We start from the raw sequence: 19,020 nt of genomic DNA, 5'->3' as shown, positions 1-19,020 counted from the left end.
ATCACCCCCTAAACATTTCTAGCGTGAGCTGTTCTCGTTCCTGCACGGTTGATATGTCTTTAACAAAAGTTACAAAGTCATTCATGCCTAGTTGCAGGTATAGTGTTAATGATTGTGGTTGCTTATTTCCTCCACCTGCAGCTGGGTTATACTCTTTCGGTACAACCGCTTCACCTTTATGCAGCATAGCTAATCCATCCTGCGCAACAAAGTTTGTACCAACATCCAGACTAGGTATTTTGGGTAGAGATATTTCAGGAATATTGGGCAACCCAAACTTTTCACCGCCGACAACCGGCACCCAAGAAGGAATATCGAATGAAGGAAGTCCGTTTATCGCGCCTGATATTGCATTTACCATTGATTCGATACCGCCGATTAGCCCATTCATGATTCCCACAATAGGATTAACAACAGCACGAATACCGCTTTTGATGGCTTCCCAGATTCCTAAGAAAACATCCTTAAACTTTTCGGCACCTGCTTTGATTCCATCCCATATACCAGAGAAAAAATCTTTAATACCATTCCAAACGGATGTGGTTACTTTCTTGATTGTGTTCCAGACTGTTGAAAAGATGTTTTTAATCATCTCTAGTCTTCTGTTAAACAAATCCCAAAACCAATCCCACAAACCTACAAAGAAGTCTTTTATACCGTTCCATACAGTCGAAGTAACTTTTTTGATTCCATTCCAAACAGCTTTAATTCCATCCGCAATTGCAGTTATTACCGCCTTTATTGTGTTCCATATTCCATTCCAAATGGCTTTCAGTCCATTCCAAATGGCTGTAGCAACAAATTTAATGGTTGTCCAAATCGCATTCCAAACCATTTTGAGAAAATCCCATATTGCTGTGAAAACCGCTATAGTAAATGCTTTGATTTGGTCCCAGTATTTAATTACTAGAACAACTATTATTGCAACAATGGCTACAACTCCAAGGATTATTCCGCCCCACATAAGTACAGTTGAACTGAGAGCTGTAACTGCAATTATCAGCCCACTAAACATTGATAATAAAGGTCCAAGAACTACTAACAAACCACCTAGTATAGCTATTATCATTTGTGCTGGACCTGGAAGATTAGAAAACCACTCAGCCAACCTTGTAACCGCATCTATTAAAGGTGGTAATGCTGTTCTTGCTAACTCTAAAAGAATTTCTCCTAAAGGTTGTAGTGCCATCATGGATTGATTCTTTAATTCGCTGAATTGCTCCCCGACAGTTTTTGTATCCTCAGTAGTATCATTCACAAGCCCCTTAGTACCTTCCAAGGCACCACCTAACTCATCTAATGCAGGTATGGCACCTGTACGAACTGCCGTTGTTAAACGTTGAGCACCTTCTGCCCCGAATTGATCTGTCGCAATGGCTAAGGCTTCTGTTTCTGTTTCAGCCTCTTGCATCTTTTGAATGATCTTTTGAAATTCCTCTCTAGAGTTTTTTCCTTCTTTTGACCAATTACGGAAGGCCATGTTTAGACCTGGCATTACCCTGGATACTTTTAACCCGGATGCTTCTAAACGTCCAAATAGGTCTGCTGATTCATCCATGTTAAAACCTGCATTTTGAAGAACGGAACCATATTCCGTTAAATGGCTAGATATTTGCCCCAATCCTAGACCATAGTCTTGAGTCGCTTTAAACAACTTATCTAGTTTAGCTGGTCCTTCTTCTGCAGGTATCTGCCATTGTTGCATGGCTTTACCGAAAGCGTCAGCATTCGCTACCCCATCCTCTCCAAGTGAACGTGAGGCATCTAGCACGCTTTTAGTTAGATCTTCTAACACTCCGCCTGTTGCTCCTGTTAAGGTATTAACAGTAGCTAAAGCATTGGATACTTGATCAGCACTTTCAGGCACACTCGTAAATACATTTTCGAAAGACTCTTTTAGGTCCTCAAGTTTATCTCCTGTGGCACCCGTTCCTACCCGTATATTACGAAAAGCCTTGTCGATATCATCTGCAGCCATGAAAGCAGCTCCACCAAGCGCAACGAAAGGAGCTGTTAAATACTTGGTCATATTGCCGCCAATCTTTTGGGCTTTTTTCGCGGTCCTTTGTAGACCTTTTTCAAGTTTTTTTGTTCCTTGTTTGACACCCGATTGGTCTATTTTCGTATCTATTGTAATTTTTCCATCTGCCATCTATTTACCACCTGCCTTTTTGGCGGTTGCCTTAAACGCTTCACCCAGCGCATCAAATGTGTTATCAATTTCTTTAACAGCATTCTCTTCTGATTGATTGAGCGCATAATGCCGCTTCAACCTTAAAATTCGTTCACGTTCTTTTTGGTTATGTTTGTTTTGCTTAGGAACTTCCATGGTTCGAATGTGGATCACTTGCATGAATGGCGTTTTTTCGCTTAGTCCATTGAATAGAGCGATAAACTTATTCCAATGGAGCTTTCCTTGCTGTTCGATCAAATCCATGTTGTAATCCATTAAAAAAGACGCGAATATCAACTCCGCGTCCTGGTCAAAATCATATGTGTTCTTTTGTGGAGCTGTCTCTTGCTCCCCTGCTTCCTCTTGTTCATCCTCTTCAAATCGGTCTGAGACATCTTCTTTAACCAGTAGATGATTTAATATATGTTCCACGATATCTCGTTTTTGTTCTAAGTCTAAGTTCAACTCGCAATCGATGACTAACATTTCAAACATAAAGGCTATTTTGTCATGATCATGCACTTCGTCATCTATCTCTAATTCTTTGATTCGTAGAATGTTATCGAATGAGAAATCTAATTCGTATTCGGTTCCGTTAATGGTGATAAAATCACCTTCAAAACGATCTGTGAGTTTCATAGCTATCACTTACGCTTTTTCGTATAGTAAGCTTTCTTTTTCTCGTCTAAATCAGGTACTTTGGAGTCTAACCAATCAAGCGTGTATTCGATAAGTGGCATAAAATTAATCATCGATTTCCCGCTAGCTTGATAAAGGGTTTCATATGAACCTTCTCCATAAAATGTTTCCACAAACTCCCGAACAAACACCATGCCTTTTTCCTCGAGTTCCTTTTGCTGCTGTTCGGTCATGTTTTCAATTTTCTTTTGTTTTTTGAGGTATTTATCTACCTCTTTTTTGTACTTTAAAGCCTGATCCTGATACTTACGCAAGCTATCATCGTCATAATAGAGTTTGTAGTCTTTATCGTTAATCGAAATAGTGTCGTAAGCTTTCTCGAATGAGAAATTTAAATTAGCCATACAGTATCCCTCCTAAATGAAAAGAGCCGCCCAAGGCGACTCCTTATGCTGTGGTAGTAGCATCCACTGAATCACTCTTATCTGATTCAACTACTGCTTCAGATTCCGTAATAATTACAGCTGTAACCTCATAGGTGTATGTTGTTGATGCAGTTAAGCCACTATCTGAGAATGTAGCTGTAGTAGATGTTCCAACTTGTGCTCCGTCACGGTAAATACGATACTCGGTGATATCCCCACTAACAGCATCCCACGATAAATCAACGGTTGTTGCTGTGGTACTATCTACTGCTAGATTTTGGGGTTCATCAGGGAGTTGACGTCACTTCTGGTTTACCGTTGAAATGTACGGCTACAGATATTTCACCTTTTGCATTCGCTTCTCCACTTGGACCTGTAATTTCAGCTAATGTAATAGGTCCTTCAATGACCGTGCCATCTGGCAAAGTCCAACGATAATCCGTTTCACGTTCTGCCCCTAAACCAATTTGTTTAGAGAAAATGAAGTCTTGAGCTGGATCACCATAGTAGCGATGACCAGAAAACGTTAAAGTAAGTTGTCCACCTAGCACTGTAGTGGTTAACCAACCATCGTCATTCAAATACGCTGTTTGGTCGGTTTCTTCGTTTGTGCCTGGTTCAACACTTGAAAATCCCGGACCCATAACTGCATACGTCGCAGTTCCGCTTGGTGTCGTATTAATCTCGAACTTATGTTTAGATTGCAGTAAAAAATCTGACATTGTCTATCACTCCTTCATGTCTAATTCAGCCTCGAATAAGGCCGTCCATAATACTCCGTAACTGGTCTTCTGAACGTAGTTAGGAGTTGTCGTGCATTGCATAGTAACCAAATTAAAAGAGCCATCACTTGATGTGATCGCCCCTGGTACTAAATTATCTAGATTGCTATTTATTTTTTCGATAGTGTCATAGGCAGTCACATTTTCTTGATGATGTACTAAGATTTGAAAAGAGAAAGGATAGATCTTTCCTTTGTTCATATAACGTTCATTTGGATTTGCTGGACTTGGTCGTATGGCTACGCTGTTCCCATCTTCTTGATACATCCCAATACCCACAGTAGAAGGTGTGAACGACAATCCTTCTATATGCTCCTTTAATCGATCTAGAAAGTCCATAACACGCCTCCTATAAACCTTTCTTAGTAGCATCATCAGCTACTTCTAACCACTCTTTTAAATGCTGAGACTTTGCATGTTCAAACCAAAGCCCACGCGCTTCTGGGTTCTTGTCCTTTGAAAAATCATATTGTGGGTTATAGTAAAGTCTTCTGGCATAAGGTGTATTCCAAACAACCTCACCTTTGCCCCTTAACGGCTGTGAGTGAATAACTCCGCTTTCTTCTAGCGTCCCCTCATTTTTCGGAATATAAAAATTACTATCCTTTAGCACTTGCTCATCCAACGCAAATTGACCAAAACCTACAGCTTTACTAACCTTCCCTTGAATGTCTCCTAAATCCACTTTGACTCTAAACATTATCCCAACCCCAGTTCATAGTGGTGCGGAGTCTTGCCGAAAGCGTAGAACGGTTTAACCTCGACTACTTCCCTTGAGTTCCCATCAAACGTAATCTTGGATTTCTCTTTAAACTCTGGATAATGAGAGGAGTGAACACGATCTACAATAACGACATGGTTTGCTTGTTCACCTTCGGAATTAGAACTTCGATTTAATCTACTAATAGGTTCTACACGAACATTTTGAATGGTGACAGGCGGTGCCCAGCTATCATCCCATCCGTTATTTTCTGTGAATTCCTCATATTCAATGGTGTGAATGAGCAACTGTTTAGGAATTGGTTTAATAGCCATGACGAACACCTAATCCTCTGTATAGCAATCCAGTAGGAGCCAGTAACTTATAAGCCTTTTGACTAACCTCATTACTAGCACTTTCTTCTGTATAACTGAATGAGCCTATGCGAACATTTGAGAGGTTTTCGCCCTGAATTGCCTCATAACCACCGTTTAGAACATAGTGTTCAACTTGTGCTGCGGTTGCTTTTTTTACTTGCTCTTGGACAAAGGTTGCTAGTTGAGTAAATTCATAGTTTGCTATCGTATAATTCGTTAGCTCATCGATGACCTCGCCCGCTCGTTGTTCAAGACGTGCAAATTCGTCAACATCACCCACTGGAGTCCCTTTATATTCACCGTCATAGTATGCTTTGTCGATATATGTCATAAGTAAAGCACCCCCTAGTTAGAGGATGCTTTCTTATCTTCTTTGGCAGTTTTCTTTTTTGTTTCGGCTTCCTGTTTTGCCTTCTCTTCCGCCTCTTTCTTAGCCTTGGCTTCCGCTTCTTGTTTTGATTTGGCTTCTGCCTCTGCTTCAGCTTTTTCCTTTGCTAATCGTTCCGCTTCCTCTTTAGCTTTTCTTTCCGCCTCTTTCTCGGCAGAATCATCAACTTCATAACCCTTGTTCTTAAACCATTCAATTAACCATTTATCATCTGTTTCTGCTTCACCCTTAACAAAAGAAACACCGGCACTAGTACCGGTGTAACCCTTATTAGGTGCTTTGATTTTAGCCATGTGAATAACTCCCTTCATCATTATTGAACTTTAAGGTTACGTAATACCCCAGCTTTGCGAGTCGCTTTAAGAGCAACAGCTGCAACCATTTCGACTTCACCTTTCTTAACAGCTCCAGGCGCATTAAAGTCAGGCAAGAATGTTTGGATTACGCCGTTCCCTGTTGGAGAAACACCATGGAAACCATCCATTCCTAGTCCGACAGCATATAGATCAGTTAATCCTGTTCTTGCTGTTGAGTTAACGGTACGATCTTCAATCTTTACAACATGGCTAGTATTTGAGCCGTCATAGAAATACCCCATGTCAATTAAAGGAATGTCGTTGTATGAGTTAACTGTTCTACCGAAAGCATCTTCTGTGCTTGTAAGATATCCAGCACGACGAGCAACGGCCTTAATTTTATTAATGAGCTTACTGTTACCCATCAACATAGAAGGTCGGCCATCTAATTCAGATAGAAAATCATCCACTAATTCAAGCAGAGTAAATTTTTCGCTATCGAGCGCGCTCGCTGTTGATAGGTCTACTACTGAATCTGTATTTATTTCTGTATTGGAACCTGTCAACGCCTTGTCTAGTCCATCAAATGCGTTGGCATCTACAGCTGAATCCCCGTTTACAACGGTGTTATGAAATAAGTTTGCAGCACCTAAAATCTTTTGGCGCATTTGGAATTCCATTTCGTTGATTTGGCCGCTAGTATCTTGAATGACACGATCAATCTCAAATGCTCCACCGAATGGTTTAAGCGTTACAAATTGGTTCTCGCGATCAGCTTCATTTGCGCTGTATTCTGTATTCAATGCACGGAATCCAGCAGTAGAAGGTGTTTTTAATCGAGTGTAACCATAAGTAAGTGTTGAACCACCGGTACCTGGTGAAACCGCGTTATCAAAAGTCAATTGGTCTAATAAAAATGAAGCACGACGAAACTCATCGATTACCTGTTGATCAATGTGGTCGGCCATACCGACTTTAGCTTGTTCTAATGTGATTGGCATTTAATCATCTCCTAAATATTATTGTTTTGGTGTAAATTTTTGAGCTAGCGCATCCGCTAGACTTGAAGGCTCACCATTATTTGTTCCTCTTTGATGTGTTCCTGGTGTAAAACTAGGTTTTGGTGGGTCTTGTGGGTCTTGAGATTCTTCAAACATGTAAGGGTCACTTTCCTTAATGCCTTTCAGCTGCTCCTCTAAACCTAGTAATTTGTCACCATCAAGTTTGATAGCTTCAGTGTCTAAAAGCGCCTTAACGGCTTTAGGGTTCTTAACCTTAGCAGCAGTTAATTCATCCTTTAGAGCATAATCAAACTGTTGCTGTTTAATTTGATCTTCATATTGCTTCTTGGTGTCCTCGTTCTGTTGCTTTAGGCTATCAATTGTCTTAGTTAATTCCTCGTTGCCTTTGGCCTTTTCCGACAAGTCATTAATCTGCTCGTCACGGTCATCTACTTGCTTTTTGTAGTCATTCTTCTGCTTGTTTACCTCGTCAAACTTCTCTTTCGGAATGTAAGAACCATCCGAAACGATAGCTATCTTGTTGTCACCTGCTTTTTCTTGCACTTGACTATAAAGTTCTTCACCTAACAATTCTTTTAAATCCATCTATAATCTCTCCTTATTAGTTTTTTTGACGTGTAACCCTCCACGCAAAGGAATCCGCTTAGTTTTACCCCAAGCCTTTAAAAAGGGCATAATAAAACCCCTAACGAGTCTCACGCTAGGGGTGGTTATCCAAAATACTGTGTTTCTTTATCCTTTTGCTCCATCTCATGAACTTTTTGCGCTAACTGCAGAAACATGCGTTCCAGTTGCTTCACCTTTTCCTCTAACTCTTTCTTTTTCATGTAGCACCTCCTAAGAGATTTGCTCACGGTCATAACGCCGCGTTCTTCCGGTACCTTTAATAAACGACCTCATATTGGCCTGACGATCTAACATCTTCCTATGGGCTCTCTCAGCACCTTCTGAATCTCCAACTTCCTTCAACATCATTTCCTCTCGCTTAGCATAGCGAATCTGCCTTTCAAGGTATCTTTGTTTTTGGGAATTCTCGTAAACTCGGTCATTCACTTCTGGATCTCTTGGTCTATACCTCTGTTTTGAAACGCCTTCAATGAACGGATAGAAAATGTGGCCACAATTAACACCTCTGATGCCTGCAGGCTCACCATAGCTTGTACTACTCAAGGGTGGGTATTTTTCGTGATTGCCACTTCTAGAGAATATCCGCCCCTGATATGGAGCACATAAAGGCCTAGCCCCTGCGTGTGAGCTTATTTCAACTAAGTCAACGCCATATTCATCCATTCGAGTGTCTTGCATACTGTTAGCCACGTTATTGCTTGTGGACCTCGTAATCATGCTCACATAAGCCTCGGTGCTCCATCGTCTGCCGCTTTTATCTATCAAAGCTGGAATACCATTTTCAGACCATTCTCGAATCGTCCTTCTTTGTGCTTGTCTAGCTGTTGTCGCTCCTGCTAACACCTGTCCTGTAGTTTGGTTGATGATATCTAGATAAGCTTGCCTAGACTGATCTAACATTGTTGTGTTCACTAAATTAAAATTGTTCTTAGCCTGTCTTTCATATGTTTCTAGAACTCCAAGTAATGCAGCACTTTCCTCAATTGGTGGTGCTTCATTTAGTTTTCCTGCCTTGGCACCCTCTTTTAGGTCATCCTCTTGCTCCATAAGAGCACCATAACCCGCTTTTTTGAGTGTTTTTTGAATTTCTTCAACTGTTTTTCCAGATTGTTTAGCCAGGAAACGGATGTTTTCATCACTCAATGACTCTAATTCATCCAGTGCTCGGGTTTGCCATGCCTGAATATTATCTTCTGTGAGCAAAGAATCGTGCTTTCTGAGACGTTTTGCAATGTTCATAAGTATTTGTTCCTCAATTCCTAAATAAACGTCTGTGAGTGGCTGAGAGAGTTTCTGTAGCTTGCGTTTATCCATCAGTTACCGCCGCCAGTCCCAAACATGTCTACTTGCTCGGCTGTGGCTGCAGCTTGTTCCTCGTTAATTTCTTTCATGAGCTGTTCAGCTTCCTCTTCAGTAACACCATGAATAACCATCATGGCTCTCTTTTTAGGTTGGAGCTTATTAATCACTAACTGAATCTGCCTAGCTTGCTCTGCAGCATTATCTTCAACGATGGAATCATCGAAGGTGACTGTTACCTCGTAATCCTCTGGTGCACTATATAAGTCATATAATTCAGCTACAGCCACAATGGATTCAATAACTTCCTGTAAACCTGCCTCAATGATCGTTTCATGAGATTTCTTTGATTTGAATGTTTTGCTGTTCTCAGAAACAACTTCTGTTGCTGTTTTAACCGAATCCCCATCAAAAGAGAATGTACCAGCTGAGAATCCTGTTTGCATGGCGAATAGGTTTAATAAGGCATTAATTGCAGATATGTGTTCATTTACCCGTAAGGTAATCTCTATATCCTTAATTTCGTCATTGTCCATATCACCATTAAAAGATTCATAGGTTTCATCTGTTGGATCATAGTAACGGTGCATCTCACCTGTTTGCGGATCCACAACAGATTTGACCATGTGACTAGGTACAATAATCCGCTTTTTCCCTAACCTAAATTCACGATGGAAACTATCAAAAGCAGTATCAATGGCTTTCATGGTATCTAAGGCATTCGCATAAATACTAATTCCCAATGGTGACTGGGTGTCTACGTTGTTGGCTGTGTTGGGTTTAATGTATGTGAAAACGGGCTTTTCTAATGGATGTATCCCAATTTGCTCATCAAGGTTCGGAAACAAAATTGATAAAGATACTTTTGTCCCTAGATCAGTGCCTTGCGATTCATACAATTCATTTTTGATTGTGTATCCAGGACCTTTTACTTCATCAACACTTTGCAAATGCCATTCCAGATGAGTGTATGTCTTGTTTCCTTGCTTATACTCACTAACAAAGACACCTTCTGTTATCGTGTCATTTACCCATGATATAGGAACAAAACAATCAGCCGTCACAAATGACAACATCACTTTCCCGTCTTTTACATATGGCTTAATAACAGCCCCACCAAAAGCAAAGTTGTATTCTAAATGGTCCTGAAACTTCTTGTAGAATTTATTTTTCTTAAATACATCGTCAATAAACTCAGATAATGGCTCATCGCTAATACTAATCTCACATTTTTCATTGAAAACGAGACTCGCCATTTCGGCAGCTGACGTTTTAGCCATCATAAGCGTGTACATTTTTCGGGTTTTCTGGCCATCAAGCGTGTGATATTTAATTTTATGAAATGGTTCATGGTAGCCTTTATAAAGGTCCTTCCAAACATCGATGTGTTCGTACAGTTCCTCATTCATGGCTATATCTTTGTGGTCAGAAAGTTTTTCAATGGATTTGATTAGTCCGATTTTCACCAACCCCCTTTTCAGTGCATTGAGTAGTTTTTTGAACATTGCATCACCACCTAGAATTTAAGCCCTAATTTTCGTAGATTGTCATTCACGTAGTACTGGAACATGTCACACGTATGGTCATCTTCTTTTACTACTTTTGGATCATCACTTTCAAGCGTGTCTGAATCCCACTGATATTTCTTGTGCTCTTCTATGAATATTTTGTTATTTGGTGTATCTAAATAATAAAAACGCCCTTGAGCCAATAGGTCATGGACGTTATCAATCATATCTACTTTTTTCTTTTTTGCGATTGGGTGTAATCGAATGGAGTAGTCTTTAAAAACCTGGTTTCTAAGAGCGCCTTCTGCTGAATCTATCGTTTGTATATCAATCGGCTTTTTATAATCACGTATTTTCTGCAGCCATTCATAGAATTCTTCAGATAGATCACTAGGAGCTTTCTTTTTTACTTTGTTTTCTGGTGAATAGTAATAAGTGTCCAGTAAGACGACATTTCTCTTTTTCGTTAACGCAAAAGCTCCATGCGTTGTTGCGGATACTTGGTGTCCGGTGTCTGATGCAGTATCAATCAATAAAATATCATCATCTTCCGGTAATTCTTGCAACGGTTGGAAATGATTCATGTTATAAACGTTTGTGCCTAGTCCAACTGGTTCACCCAAATATAAATATCTGTAATAATCTTCATCGTTTTTCTTTATTCTCTCAATGTCTTGCAGCATTTGATCTGTAACAAACCCTAACTCGTCATCAAGGTAGCTGGAATGATGTACCAGGTAGTTTTGTTCACCTTTCAAGCTCTCAGACCATTCATTTATCCATGAGTAAGGGTTTCTTGGTGGATTGTAGGACCAAAAGAAACGAACCATATCAGCCAATGGATGTTTCTGCCGCATGAATGTTGTGTTCGTTTGGTCAAATTCCTCTGCATCTTTAAACTCTGCTGCCTCTTCGTACCAAACCCCTATAATATTTCCAATGTCATTCGATTTTAGTTTTTGGAAATCATCTTGGCCATAAAAATAGAATGTAGATCCTGTAGCCTTATGTGTGATTTTAAAAGGTGATACCGTGCAATCAAAATCATCCAGCAATCCAAACTTAGATATGGCCCATTGTATTTTTAAATACACGGAATCTCGAATGGTATTTGCTACTTTTCGGACAACAACCACATTTGCTTTTTCGCCTTTATTGAGAAATCTAACCATCATATAAACAAGTAATAAAGCTATGACAGACGATTTAAATGAGTTACGCCCGCCCCTTAATATGTTGTAAGGCTTTTTAGTATTCCAAACAGGCTTAAAATGAGGGTTCACTTCTTTTTGAATATTGACAGTTGTTTTATTCATCCTCATCACTCCAACTGTCAATGATGTTGATTACTGTATTTGTATTGGTATCATCTTTTGTGAGTTTCTCAGTTTCGGCTTCTGTTTTATCTATAACAGCTCGCATTTTCTTAAGCTCTAGCAATCTTGTATCGTCAGCATGGGCAAGTTCATAAAACTGTTTTAGCATGCTCCTGAGCTCACCCATCGCTCGGCTTTGAGAGTTTAAAAAATTCGCCTGTTTATCCCAAGCGAATTGCAGCTCCCATTCTTTTTCGGTGAAGGTGTCACCGTCTTTTTTCTTTTTCAGTATCCTAGTGAGATCATCCTTATTTTCAACGTGCATAATTTGTTGAGCTCGCATGATTTGAGCAAATTGAATTCTTATATTCGTCCAGAGGATATCCAACGGGTTTATAGATTCGACCTGCTCAGCTATCTCTCTAGTTTCATCAGGCAGGTATTTAGCAAACAACCCATGAAGGACCGCATTGCTGTTTCCTTTGGGGGCACCATGACCTTTAGCGTTTTGGTTTCCTGGTTGCCCGCCTTTTTTATTTGGAGTACTCCGTATATTCTTTTGGAGTACTCCATTCAATTTGCTATTCCATTTATCTTTAGATTTCCATCCACCAATTGTTTTTTCAGGTAAATCTAATTGTTTAGCAATTTCCCTATTAGTAATGTTTCCGCCATGTTTTTTCCATAATTCAAAGGATTCATCTCTACGTGGATCTCTTTTCCTGGCCATCTACATCCTCACCCACCTCCAATATATATTCGTTTGTTTTGGAGCAAAAGAAAAAGCACCTCAGTGGGTGCTTAATCCTTCTTGTGATTACTCATGTAATTTTGAAATTTTGGCATATCACCATAAAGTTGTTCAAATACTTCTTCATAGCTTCCTCTTTCATGATTTATCTGAGCAACATCTTCAGCAAAGTGATAATCACCTTGTTTGTGTGGAGCTATTTCATAAATACTTTGTTCAAATGAACCATGATGTACATCTTCACCATTATCAATACGGTTGCGATATTCATCTAATAAGTCATAAATACGATTGCTCTGCTTTTCTGTTATATTATGATCAAAAAGAAGTCTAGAATATGAATTGTTCTCAAATAACAGACGTTGCCTAAACTCGATAAAATTTAACCTCTCCAATAATTCTTTATCTTCCAATTCCTCACCCTCCTTTATCGATACACTTCGACAAAAGGAATTATTTCCCTTTTTTTAATTTAATAAAAATATATCTGGGCCCATATGTACATACCTAACAGTGTTGATAGGCCTATAATATATCTTTTGATTTCAGAAAATAGAGGTATGAATCTTAAAATGACCACTGTTATACCAACCAAAAATAGTATAATACCGCCTAATACAGTCAATTTTAATGCTAATCCGTTTAATGTTTCTTGAAGTGTTTCCATTTGCATCCTCCTCCATCGAATAAATTCGACATAAGAGAATATTATCCTTCAAAAGAAAAAGCACCGCATTGGGTGCTATTCTTATTCGTGGTTTATTCTTTTGAATATCCATTTTCATCAACTTCATAGATTTCACAGGTTATAACATTATCTAAATTAACCAAATCTCCCTTAGTACCAAACCATCTTTCGTTATCGCCCATCACTTCACCAGCTACGTAGTTATAATTTTGAGCCCTATAACCAATGTAGTCCTTTGTTTTTCCGTTAACGAATTCAAAATGAATGTTAAAGTAATTCAAATCATTCACCCCCCTCAATTACCAACTTTCGACAAAAAGGAATATAATTCCTCTTTTATATCCAAAATTACCCAACCAACGGAGGAGGTGGCCGTCAGCTGGGCATCTAGTACGCGAAATATTAACAACTCTCCGTTCCTGCCTTCCAGTTTACACGCATTGTTTTTCTTTTTTCAATTTCGTACCTTTTGTAACATTTGGAACATTTTTCACAAATTGATCAACAATGCTATCTCTCAATCTTTTGATATGTGAGTGTGATAATCCCATGTGTAATGCAATCCAACGATAACTTTTACCTTCCAAGAGCCAGTGAAGGACTTCTAATTCCCTTTCATCTTGAATTAAATGGATCCGTTCCTGGATGATCTTGACCTTCTTTTCGTATTTCTCTACAATCGCCCAGCGCTTTTCTCGACGTTTATATTCCTGGAATACGGGGTCAGAATTCCGGCCTTGTGCTTTTGGCATGCTGCTTTCGATTCCATATTTAGTTGTGATGTTTTCTCCTGCATCTTCCATAGATTCACGTAATAGCTTGATTGAATTCATCATCCAGTGATAATCTTTTAGAATCGATTCTATCTGTTTCTTATTCACACCATCACCCCTTTTGTTTATAAGCACCCCCACGACCTCTTTTGTACGTAGGACGTTTAGTACCATCAAATCTTCAATATCACGCTGAGACAGTTTCTCTTTTTTTTCTTGCTGCGTTTTCTATGTTGAGGAAAGTTATTCTGCTTAGACCATTGTTTCAATTGCTTCCTGAATTGCTCGGACATAAGACCTCTCCTTCTTCAAATAAAAAAGAACACCAATCAAGCAGCCGCGTTAACAGCTAACTCAATCAGTGTCCTCCAGTGGGCTGGTGGGACTAAATCTTCTTTTTCCACTTTTTTTGAATTAGTTTTAATTCTTGTACAGCTTCGCGATCATGTTCAACAAGTTGTTCATAAAAGTCATTAGCATCTTTTTTAAATCCCTTTAATTTTGTTAAAATTTTTTCTTGTTGTTCTTCAAATAATTTCTTCTCCTCATGATCTAATTTCTTATTCTTACTATATTCAACTTTATTAGTAAGTTCTATTAGATTGTTAAATAGAAACCTAATTCCACTTATTCTTGCGTATAAATTTACTGGTATATCAAAATAATTAATAGTATCTATAATATTCATAAATGGCTCTAATGAGTGGCCAATCTTACTATATTCTTTTACAAAATCATCCTCGTTACACTTTTCTAATCTTTCTATCATTGAACCTAAATCCTGGATTGATCTATTAATAGTCACTCCTATATCAGAAAACACTTTTAAAAAATTTTCCAACTCCTTTTTTCTTTCCAAATCATGATTATATTCTATTTGTTTTTTTAGAGTTTTAAGTGTAATAACTCCGGCTATTAAGGTACCAATTAATGTTCCTAAAATAGTTCCACCTATTGTTAACCACGTCTCTAGTGATATGCAATTAATGCTATTACACCTTTCAATGCTAATAGGTATTGAATTCAAAACTCTTCCCCCTCATCAAACTTCACCCGCTTTACCTTACCCTGGTGTGTGATCACTTTCGTCTCCCCATGGACGGGTAAATAAGTCTTTCTCGCCTTCCCATTACAATATACGACACAAAACGGCTGATTTCCTTTTATTTCTATTTCCATTTTCTTTGAAACTATGTTTACATTGACATCTTCTAATCGCATAGAGCAGGCCCCCATGATATAATAGATTTACAGGGTATAAGTCGGGAGCCTGTCTCTCGGCTTTTTATTTTGTTTTCCAGTATTGGCCCGGGTTGAAATATGGTTCTAATGCCTCTCTATATGCCTCCTCTATCGGTTTATCGCCATATACTTCTTTCCTTATTTTTAAAGAGCATTCATTTTCTCTACTAGTCATATACACGTCCTCCATCACTTAAGATTATTAATGTATTGCAATCTCCACTTTTAGCCTGATTTACTTGTCCGTTACAAACTTTGGCAATGTTACATACAATTATTAATATCAATTAACTCTTCATTTTCTTTTAGCGGGTACATCATGTCCTAACCCTTAATAGAACCCTACAACTTCGGGTTCTTTTTTTTGCCATAAATTAGGGCGAAGTGGTTCGTGAATAATAACTTCAAATTCGTAAATCTTAACCTTAATTTTTTTCACTAAATAGGACAACCTATCTTTAAAGGTAGGTGCTTGGTACTTATGATTAATCGGATGATCATACTTTTCGGAATCATCTTTGGTGTAGCTTCATTTCCAACATTACTTAAAAAATCATCTCCAATTTGGCTACCACTTTACTTTATTAACTGCATTGTTAATTTTATTTTTGATAAGATTTTAGTGGAAACTAAGCAAGTAAAATATCCTGTCAGATTTCTCCCTAAGCTCTTTAAAATAAATATCGTATATGATTTTTTAGTTTGTCCTTATCTGTCCGTCTGGTATTGTAAGTCTACCTATAATTCAAGGTTATCTGGCCTTATAGGTAAATTATTTTTATTTGGAATACCCCAAGCTGTGTATGAAATCATATTAGAGCGAAAAACCAAAACTCTTAAATTTATTGGAAGATGGAAATGGTTTTACTCTGCTTTCCTCGTAGTTATCGTTAAATTAATATCAAGGGGTGTTTTGGAATTATTTAAGAAACAATATAATAAGAATCCTACATAGCTTTTGAAGGGGATTTACTCCCCTTCCTTTTTGTTGTGATGTCTCTAATCATCAACATCTTCTTTCAGATACACAACCTCAATCCTTTGCCATGACATTCACCCCTTCTTTTTCACCTTCTTCAGCTCGTCCAAATCAATCCAGCCACCAAATCTCCTGTCATAAGCTAAGACCGATAGCTTCAAAGGGTATTTATAATCAAATAGCTTACGCTTGAGCTTAAACCCTTCCGTCTCATGTCCTTTGATGTCAACAACCTCTATGGACCCGTCTAGATGCTCAATTTCAAAATCGGCTACATACTCCATTTTTCGATACGTCTTATTTTGCTTTTTAAAGCCTTCTAAGAGTTCGTAACGGGGTTGAAGGGTAAAACCTTTGATTTCTCCCACGCGTTTCCTGTAGATGAGCTCCTGATAAAATTGGGCCTCTTTTTTGCTATCAAAGGTGTGACCATCCACCTTAATTTTGTGATTCCCGTATTTGTTACGACGTTTCACAGCATCATCCACATCCCGACAAAAAGGAAGATAAAGAAAATAAACAGCACATAGTTCGTAAAGTGGTTCTTTTCACGTTTCTGGTATTGATCTAAGGTATCTCGCAATTGCTGATTTTCGATTTCTAAACTGCTAATTTGATAGTTTTTATTCATGTCCTCACCCTTTTCTATAAATCGCCTCGTAATAGCTATCTAGACTTGTAGTTTGATAATCAAAGAACTTCCCATCACGCCTAAATTGCTTTTGAAATGAATACTTTCTCTCAATGGGTTTCACACATTCAAAGCCTTCTTTTTCTTTCTGGATGCAAAGCTTCACACATTTGTATTTATCCGAGTGGCGCACTTTGCTAATAATGGCCATTGAATCACCTCTTGGATTCTGATTTCACCTGTTCCGCAAATGCACTTGCTACAGCTGCCACCTGAATTAATTCTTTGTATAGATCATCAGCATCCGTGCTTTTTGCATTTACCATATCCTGTTGCAACGCTTCAGCTACTTCCCCGACTTCTTCGCCTAGAATGGTGTACCATCTAAGGTAAGAGTGTTTTTGTCTTCCCCACTTTTCGTTTTGTCTTTCGCGCTCTTCAAATACCGCCTTATTGACCTGGTGCATTCTTTCTGTATATGAATCCATCACTCAATCCTCCTAAAATACTCTTCCCCTAGCTGTTTCCGTATTTTCTCAAGTGTCTTACTTCCAATGCCTGGTACATTCTCTAACCCATTGAATCTTTCAACGAAGAAATCCACCGTCCGACTTCTGCCGTAATCTGCCCCATTTGCAAACCCATCTAAATAACCTTCCTCATACTTTTGTTTCAAGATTGGATTTTTGGCCATGTGATGACCTCCTTGGCTTTCTGCCTTTCCCTGAATTTACTGAATAGCCTGTTAAACTTAACTTCTTGGCTATCCATGGCTCCTTATCAACATTAAGAAACTTATTTACTTGTGATTGGGATAATGGTTTCCAACAATCAATACATTTTCCATAATGCAAGTAACCGTAAGAACCAAACCTCTCAACATACCATTCGGGATACCCGCATTCACATACTTGCACATCAAATATAGTTAGTTGATTCATTGCTAAACCCACCTGTTCTCGTCTTTACTAACATCAATCTCCATCGCCCTAATCACAGCTAGTTTGTGCCTTAATTCCTTGTAATCCTTGCCCTCGGTATCTTTAAAACCTTTCTCATGAAGCTGTTCAATGATGTGATTCTTCTTAGCCTTTTCCAGCACATCTACAGCTTTCATTAGGCACCTCCAAATAGTCCGCCTTTTCGCGGTTTAATCATTCCTTCATCTGCCTGATCTAATATGATTAACCCAATTTCCATCTTTGGTCTTTTTAACTCTTTCGCTATATCAAAAATAGACGCTCCTGCATTCCACAATTCTCTAAACTTCACTAGCTCTTCAGGTTCCCAACCAAAGTTTCGTTTCTCATGAGCTATGTAAACCGTCATGTTGATTAACCTCCTGGAACCGACGTGCTAGTTCTGCTGTTGAGTAAATCTAGAGCTGATATCTCTTTATCTACGACTCTTTGAATATCTACAGCTGTCACTCCATACAATTTTTCTAAACTTGGAACAATGGTCATGGGATCCTTGTTAAGGGAAAGTGACAGTTCTATCCTCTCCGCATCAAGTTCAACCTGACTTTTCTTTTGTTCTTTCTCAGGTTCTTGCTTTTGCTCATCTTCCAGCTGCTTTTTAAACCAATCCGGTTGGACATCTTCTTTTGGTGATCCATAACGTTTTTGCTGCTGATTTCGAAATTGGACTTCTTCAGCTTTCGCCTGTTCTAAAGTAGTGATGTTCTTTTTCACCCAGGATTGTAAAATGCTCTTAGCATAGCTCCAATTAGGTTTATTTCTGTCTAGGGCTCTACTTAATGCCTCAATAACCATTTCGTCTCCTAGATCATCTATCCAGGACAATAGCTCTTGGGTTACATAAGGATTTACGACTCCAAAGTTATTTTGATAAAAAACAATGGCATCGGAAGTTGTTTCTGAATGATCAGTTTCTGTTTCCTCTGCTTTACTTTCCTTTCCTTTACTTTCCTTTACTTTCCTTTGTGTACTAATGTTGTCATCTATCGAGTTAATGTTGACGATAACTAGGTTTTTGTATGAATTAACCTCTTTTTTATTCAATAAGAGGTATTCATTGTCGATTTGAACCTTTTTTCTTCGCGAAGATGCTTCCAAATATCGCTTTTGAATCCCTTTAGAACTAAGGATTTGGTGCTTTTCATATAGTGGTTCTGAAAACAATCCCCATTTTAAACAATCATTAATGATTTCATTAACTTGGTTAATGTCTACATTAACTCTCCTAGAAAATAATAATTGTTCCTTTTCTCCCCACTCATAGAAATAACTGTTGTCATAGATTTTCATTAATATCTTTATCACTACACCAAAACCTTCAAGTCCGTGAGTTGCTTCAATTAATGCGATTTTGTCGTCCTGATCTATGTCAACATCTAGTGGGAAGTAATCGAGACCTTCTTTAATTGGCCTAACCATTACCT

31 protein-coding genes and 1 pseudogene are annotated in these 19,020 nt (G+C 38.5%); 1 reads left to right on the top strand and 31 read right to left on the bottom strand.

Annotated elements, in window-relative coordinates; translation table 11 throughout:
• Nucleotide 1: 1 nt before the first annotated feature.
• From GH754_RS11795 to GH754_RS19810, 23 genes and pseudogenes are all read right to left on the bottom strand, one after another.
• On the bottom strand, nucleotides 2–2,152 hold the full coding sequence (locus GH754_RS11795; RefSeq protein ID WP_153728901.1) for a phage tail tape measure protein: 2,151 nt from the start codon (nucleotides 2,150–2,152) through the stop codon (nucleotides 2–4).
• Nucleotides 2,153–2,812: a Gp15 family bacteriophage protein gene (locus tag GH754_RS11790; protein ID WP_153728900.1), complete on the bottom strand. Its 660-nt coding sequence runs from the start codon at nucleotides 2,810–2,812 to the stop codon at nucleotides 2,153–2,155. It lies immediately after the preceding gene.
• A gap of 5 nt (nucleotides 2,813–2,817) precedes the next feature.
• Nucleotides 2,818–3,216 carry a hypothetical protein gene (locus GH754_RS11785; RefSeq protein ID WP_153728899.1) on the bottom strand — a complete coding sequence of 133 codons (399 nt, stop codon included), beginning with the start codon at nucleotides 3,214–3,216 and terminating at the stop codon, nucleotides 2,818–2,820.
• Nucleotides 3,217–3,259: 43 nt separating this feature from the next.
• Nucleotides 3,260–3,514 (bottom strand): annotated as a pseudogene (locus GH754_RS20105) (fibronectin type III domain-containing protein); the annotation flags it as partial.
• 10 nt (nucleotides 3,515–3,524) lie between these two features.
• Nucleotides 3,525–3,959: a phage tail tube protein gene (locus tag GH754_RS11775; protein WP_153728898.1), complete on the bottom strand. Its 435-nt coding sequence runs from the start codon at nucleotides 3,957–3,959 to the stop codon at nucleotides 3,525–3,527.
• 6 nt (nucleotides 3,960–3,965) lie between these two features.
• A complete protein-coding gene (locus tag GH754_RS11770) occupies nucleotides 3,966–4,358 on the bottom strand; it encodes a phage tail terminator protein (RefSeq protein ID WP_194841341.1) in 393 nt (130 codons plus the stop codon).
• A gap of 10 nt (nucleotides 4,359–4,368) precedes the next feature.
• Nucleotides 4,369–4,719, bottom strand: a complete 351-nt coding sequence (locus GH754_RS11765) for a minor capsid protein (RefSeq protein ID WP_153728896.1) — start codon at nucleotides 4,717–4,719, stop codon at nucleotides 4,369–4,371.
• Nucleotides 4,719–5,054 (bottom strand): putative minor capsid protein, encoded by a 336-nt coding sequence (locus GH754_RS11760; RefSeq protein WP_153728895.1) that lies wholly within the window; start codon nucleotides 5,052–5,054, stop codon nucleotides 4,719–4,721. The genes GH754_RS11765 and GH754_RS11760 overlap by 1 nt, the downstream gene beginning before the upstream one ends.
• Nucleotides 5,044–5,427 (bottom strand): head-tail connector protein, encoded by a 384-nt coding sequence (locus GH754_RS11755; RefSeq protein ID WP_153728894.1) that lies wholly within the window; start codon nucleotides 5,425–5,427, stop codon nucleotides 5,044–5,046. Before GH754_RS11755 ends, GH754_RS11760 begins: the two co-directional genes overlap by 11 nt.
• Before the next feature lie 14 nt (nucleotides 5,428–5,441).
• Nucleotides 5,442–5,777 carry a hypothetical protein gene (locus tag GH754_RS11750; protein WP_153728893.1) on the bottom strand — a complete coding sequence of 112 codons (336 nt, stop codon included), beginning with the start codon at nucleotides 5,775–5,777 and terminating at the stop codon, nucleotides 5,442–5,444.
• Nucleotides 5,778–5,797: 20 nt separating this feature from the next.
• Nucleotides 5,798–6,781, bottom strand: coding sequence for a major capsid protein (locus tag GH754_RS11745; RefSeq protein WP_153728892.1), 984 nt, complete (start codon nucleotides 6,779–6,781; stop codon nucleotides 5,798–5,800).
• 18 nt (nucleotides 6,782–6,799) lie between these two features.
• Nucleotides 6,800–7,387, bottom strand: a complete 588-nt coding sequence (locus tag GH754_RS11740) for a phage scaffolding protein (RefSeq protein WP_153728891.1) — start codon at nucleotides 7,385–7,387, stop codon at nucleotides 6,800–6,802.
• A gap of 252 nt (nucleotides 7,388–7,639) precedes the next feature.
• On the bottom strand, nucleotides 7,640–8,743 hold the full coding sequence (locus GH754_RS11735) for a phage minor capsid protein (protein ID WP_153728890.1): 1,104 nt from the start codon (nucleotides 8,741–8,743) through the stop codon (nucleotides 7,640–7,642).
• Complete coding sequence (locus tag GH754_RS11730; protein ID WP_153728889.1) at nucleotides 8,743–10,233, bottom strand: phage portal protein; 1,491 nt, start codon at nucleotides 10,231–10,233, stop codon at nucleotides 8,743–8,745. Before GH754_RS11730 ends, GH754_RS11735 begins: the two co-directional genes overlap by 1 nt.
• Before the next feature lie 11 nt (nucleotides 10,234–10,244).
• The gene (locus GH754_RS11725) at nucleotides 10,245–11,552 is read right to left on the bottom strand and encodes a PBSX family phage terminase large subunit (RefSeq protein ID WP_153728888.1); all 1,308 of its coding nucleotides are present in this window, start codon (nucleotides 11,550–11,552) and stop codon (nucleotides 10,245–10,247) included.
• Nucleotides 11,545–12,282 carry a phage terminase small subunit gene (gene terS, locus GH754_RS11720; protein WP_153728887.1) on the bottom strand — a complete coding sequence of 246 codons (738 nt, stop codon included), beginning with the start codon at nucleotides 12,280–12,282 and terminating at the stop codon, nucleotides 11,545–11,547. Before terS ends, GH754_RS11725 begins: the two co-directional genes overlap by 8 nt.
• Nucleotides 12,283–12,353: 71 nt before the next feature.
• The gene (locus GH754_RS11715) at nucleotides 12,354–12,716 is read right to left on the bottom strand and encodes a DUF1878 domain-containing protein (RefSeq protein ID WP_153728886.1); all 363 of its coding nucleotides are present in this window, start codon (nucleotides 12,714–12,716) and stop codon (nucleotides 12,354–12,356) included.
• Nucleotides 12,717–12,775: 59 nt separating this feature from the next.
• Nucleotides 12,776–12,970 (bottom strand): hypothetical protein, encoded by a 195-nt coding sequence (locus GH754_RS11710; RefSeq protein WP_153728885.1) that lies wholly within the window; start codon nucleotides 12,968–12,970, stop codon nucleotides 12,776–12,778.
• Nucleotides 12,971–13,062: 92 nt separating this feature from the next.
• Nucleotides 13,063–13,272 carry a hypothetical protein gene (locus GH754_RS11705; protein WP_153728884.1) on the bottom strand — a complete coding sequence of 70 codons (210 nt, stop codon included), beginning with the start codon at nucleotides 13,270–13,272 and terminating at the stop codon, nucleotides 13,063–13,065.
• A 150-nt stretch (nucleotides 13,273–13,422) separates the two neighbouring features.
• Nucleotides 13,423–13,872 carry a helix-turn-helix transcriptional regulator gene (locus GH754_RS11700; protein ID WP_323741991.1) on the bottom strand — a complete coding sequence of 150 codons (450 nt, stop codon included), beginning with the start codon at nucleotides 13,870–13,872 and terminating at the stop codon, nucleotides 13,423–13,425.
• Between the two features lie 277 nt (nucleotides 13,873–14,149).
• Nucleotides 14,150–14,791, bottom strand: coding sequence for a hypothetical protein (locus GH754_RS11695; protein ID WP_153728883.1), 642 nt, complete (start codon nucleotides 14,789–14,791; stop codon nucleotides 14,150–14,152).
• On the bottom strand, nucleotides 14,788–14,985 hold the full coding sequence (locus GH754_RS11690) for an XtrA/YqaO family protein (RefSeq protein ID WP_153728882.1): 198 nt from the start codon (nucleotides 14,983–14,985) through the stop codon (nucleotides 14,788–14,790). Before GH754_RS11690 ends, GH754_RS11695 begins: the two co-directional genes overlap by 4 nt.
• A 64-nt stretch (nucleotides 14,986–15,049) precedes the next feature.
• Nucleotides 15,050–15,181 carry a hypothetical protein gene (locus GH754_RS19810; RefSeq protein WP_267206660.1) on the bottom strand — a complete coding sequence of 44 codons (132 nt, stop codon included), beginning with the start codon at nucleotides 15,179–15,181 and terminating at the stop codon, nucleotides 15,050–15,052.
• A 306-nt stretch (nucleotides 15,182–15,487) separates the two neighbouring features.
• On the opposite strand from GH754_RS19810, the gene GH754_RS11685 reads away from it, so the two are divergent.
• Nucleotides 15,488–15,961 carry a CBO0543 family protein gene (locus tag GH754_RS11685; RefSeq protein WP_153728881.1) on the top strand — a complete coding sequence of 158 codons (474 nt, stop codon included), beginning with the start codon at nucleotides 15,488–15,490 and terminating at the stop codon, nucleotides 15,959–15,961.
• 98 nt (nucleotides 15,962–16,059) lie between these two features.
• On the opposite strand, the gene GH754_RS11680 is transcribed toward GH754_RS11685, so the two are convergent.
• The 8 genes from GH754_RS11680 to GH754_RS19445 all read right to left on the bottom strand — a co-directional run bounded on the left by GH754_RS11680 (nucleotide 16,060) and on the right by GH754_RS19445 (nucleotide 19,015).
• Nucleotides 16,060–16,461, bottom strand: coding sequence for a DUF1064 domain-containing protein (locus GH754_RS11680; protein WP_323741990.1), 402 nt, complete (start codon nucleotides 16,459–16,461; stop codon nucleotides 16,060–16,062).
• Complete coding sequence (locus GH754_RS11675) at nucleotides 16,458–16,616, bottom strand: hypothetical protein (protein WP_153728880.1); 159 nt, start codon at nucleotides 16,614–16,616, stop codon at nucleotides 16,458–16,460. The genes GH754_RS11680 and GH754_RS11675 overlap by 4 nt, the downstream gene beginning before the upstream one ends.
• 4 nt (nucleotides 16,617–16,620) lie before the next feature.
• Nucleotides 16,621–16,827 (bottom strand): hypothetical protein, encoded by a 207-nt coding sequence (locus tag GH754_RS11670; protein WP_153728879.1) that lies wholly within the window; start codon nucleotides 16,825–16,827, stop codon nucleotides 16,621–16,623.
• A 4-nt stretch (nucleotides 16,828–16,831) separates the two neighbouring features.
• Nucleotides 16,832–17,104, bottom strand: coding sequence for a MazG-like family protein (locus GH754_RS11665; protein ID WP_228550245.1), 273 nt, complete (start codon nucleotides 17,102–17,104; stop codon nucleotides 16,832–16,834).
• The gene (locus tag GH754_RS11660; RefSeq protein WP_153728878.1) at nucleotides 17,104–17,310 is read right to left on the bottom strand and encodes a hypothetical protein; all 207 of its coding nucleotides are present in this window, start codon (nucleotides 17,308–17,310) and stop codon (nucleotides 17,104–17,106) included. Before GH754_RS11660 ends, GH754_RS11665 begins: the two co-directional genes overlap by 1 nt.
• A 249-nt stretch (nucleotides 17,311–17,559) precedes the next feature.
• Entirely contained in the window at nucleotides 17,560–17,733 is a 174-nt protein-coding gene (locus tag GH754_RS11655; protein WP_153728877.1) for a hypothetical protein, read from the bottom strand.
• Entirely contained in the window at nucleotides 17,733–17,945 is a 213-nt protein-coding gene (locus tag GH754_RS11650) for a helix-turn-helix domain containing protein (protein ID WP_153728876.1), read from the bottom strand. Before GH754_RS11650 ends, GH754_RS11655 begins: the two co-directional genes overlap by 1 nt.
• 5 nt (nucleotides 17,946–17,950) lie before the next feature.
• Nucleotides 17,951–19,015: a Lin1244/Lin1753 domain-containing protein gene (locus GH754_RS19445; protein WP_194841340.1), complete on the bottom strand. Its 1,065-nt coding sequence runs from the start codon at nucleotides 19,013–19,015 to the stop codon at nucleotides 17,951–17,953.
• Nucleotides 19,016–19,020 lie beyond the last annotated feature (5 nt).

The sequence above is a fragment of the Salinibacillus xinjiangensis genome (assembly GCF_009649735.1).
Taxonomy (GTDB): domain Bacteria; phylum Bacillota; class Bacilli; order Bacillales; family Alkalibacillaceae; genus Salinibacillus; species Salinibacillus xinjiangensis.
Note: the sequence above shows the minus strand (reverse complement) of the source record. Positions and strands in the feature narration are given on the sequence as shown.

Coding starts and splice junctions, on each gene's coding strand:
- GH754_RS11795 (WP_153728901.1), bottom strand. CDS start 2,152: ATGGCAGATGGAAAAATTACAATAGATACGAAAATAGACCAATCGGGT.
- GH754_RS11790 (WP_153728900.1), bottom strand. CDS start 2,812: ATGAAACTCACAGATCGTTTTGAAGGTGATTTTATCACCATTAACGGA.
- GH754_RS11785 (WP_153728899.1), bottom strand. CDS start 3,216: ATGGCTAATTTAAATTTCTCATTCGAGAAAGCTTACGACACTATTTCG.
- GH754_RS11775 (WP_153728898.1), bottom strand. CDS start 3,959: ATGTCAGATTTTTTACTGCAATCTAAACATAAGTTCGAGATTAATACG.
- GH754_RS11770 (WP_194841341.1), bottom strand. CDS start 4,358: ATGGACTTTCTAGATCGATTAAAGGAGCATATAGAAGGATTGTCGTTC.
- GH754_RS11765 (WP_153728896.1), bottom strand. CDS start 4,719: ATGTTTAGAGTCAAAGTGGATTTAGGAGACATTCAAGGGAAGGTTAGT.
- GH754_RS11760 (WP_153728895.1), bottom strand. CDS start 5,054: ATGGCTATTAAACCAATTCCTAAACAGTTGCTCATTCACACCATTGAA.
- GH754_RS11755 (WP_153728894.1), bottom strand. CDS start 5,427: ATGACATATATCGACAAAGCATACTATGACGGTGAATATAAAGGGACT.
- GH754_RS11750 (WP_153728893.1), bottom strand. CDS start 5,777: ATGGCTAAAATCAAAGCACCTAATAAGGGTTACACCGGTACTAGTGCC.
- GH754_RS11745 (WP_153728892.1), bottom strand. CDS start 6,781: ATGCCAATCACATTAGAACAAGCTAAAGTCGGTATGGCCGACCACATT.
- GH754_RS11740 (WP_153728891.1), bottom strand. CDS start 7,387: ATGGATTTAAAAGAATTGTTAGGTGAAGAACTTTATAGTCAAGTGCAA.
- GH754_RS11735 (WP_153728890.1), bottom strand. CDS start 8,743: ATGGATAAACGCAAGCTACAGAAACTCTCTCAGCCACTCACAGACGTT.
- GH754_RS11730 (WP_153728889.1), bottom strand. CDS start 10,233: ATGTTCAAAAAACTACTCAATGCACTGAAAAGGGGGTTGGTGAAAATC.
- GH754_RS11725 (WP_153728888.1), bottom strand. CDS start 11,552: ATGAATAAAACAACTGTCAATATTCAAAAAGAAGTGAACCCTCATTTT.
- terS (WP_153728887.1), bottom strand. CDS start 12,282: ATGGCCAGGAAAAGAGATCCACGTAGAGATGAATCCTTTGAATTATGG.
- GH754_RS11710 (WP_153728885.1), bottom strand. CDS start 12,970: ATGGAAACACTTCAAGAAACATTAAACGGATTAGCATTAAAATTGACT.
- GH754_RS11690 (WP_153728882.1), bottom strand. CDS start 14,985: ATGCGATTAGAAGATGTCAATGTAAACATAGTTTCAAAGAAAATGGAA.
- GH754_RS19810 (WP_267206660.1), bottom strand. CDS start 15,181: ATGACTAGTAGAGAAAATGAATGCTCTTTAAAAATAAGGAAAGAAGTA.
- GH754_RS11685 (WP_153728881.1), top strand. CDS start 15,488: ATGATTAATCGGATGATCATACTTTTCGGAATCATCTTTGGTGTAGCT.
- GH754_RS11675 (WP_153728880.1), bottom strand. CDS start 16,616: ATGAATAAAAACTATCAAATTAGCAGTTTAGAAATCGAAAATCAGCAA.
- GH754_RS11670 (WP_153728879.1), bottom strand. CDS start 16,827: ATGGCCATTATTAGCAAAGTGCGCCACTCGGATAAATACAAATGTGTG.
- GH754_RS11665 (WP_228550245.1), bottom strand. CDS start 17,104: ATGGATTCATATACAGAAAGAATGCACCAGGTCAATAAGGCGGTATTT.
- GH754_RS11660 (WP_153728878.1), bottom strand. CDS start 17,310: ATGGCCAAAAATCCAATCTTGAAACAAAAGTATGAGGAAGGTTATTTA.
- GH754_RS11655 (WP_153728877.1), bottom strand. CDS start 17,733: ATGAAAGCTGTAGATGTGCTGGAAAAGGCTAAGAAGAATCACATCATT.
- GH754_RS11650 (WP_153728876.1), bottom strand. CDS start 17,945: ATGACGGTTTACATAGCTCATGAGAAACGAAACTTTGGTTGGGAACCT.
- GH754_RS19445 (WP_194841340.1), bottom strand. CDS start 19,015: ATGGTTAGGCCAATTAAAGAAGGTCTCGATTACTTCCCACTAGATGTT.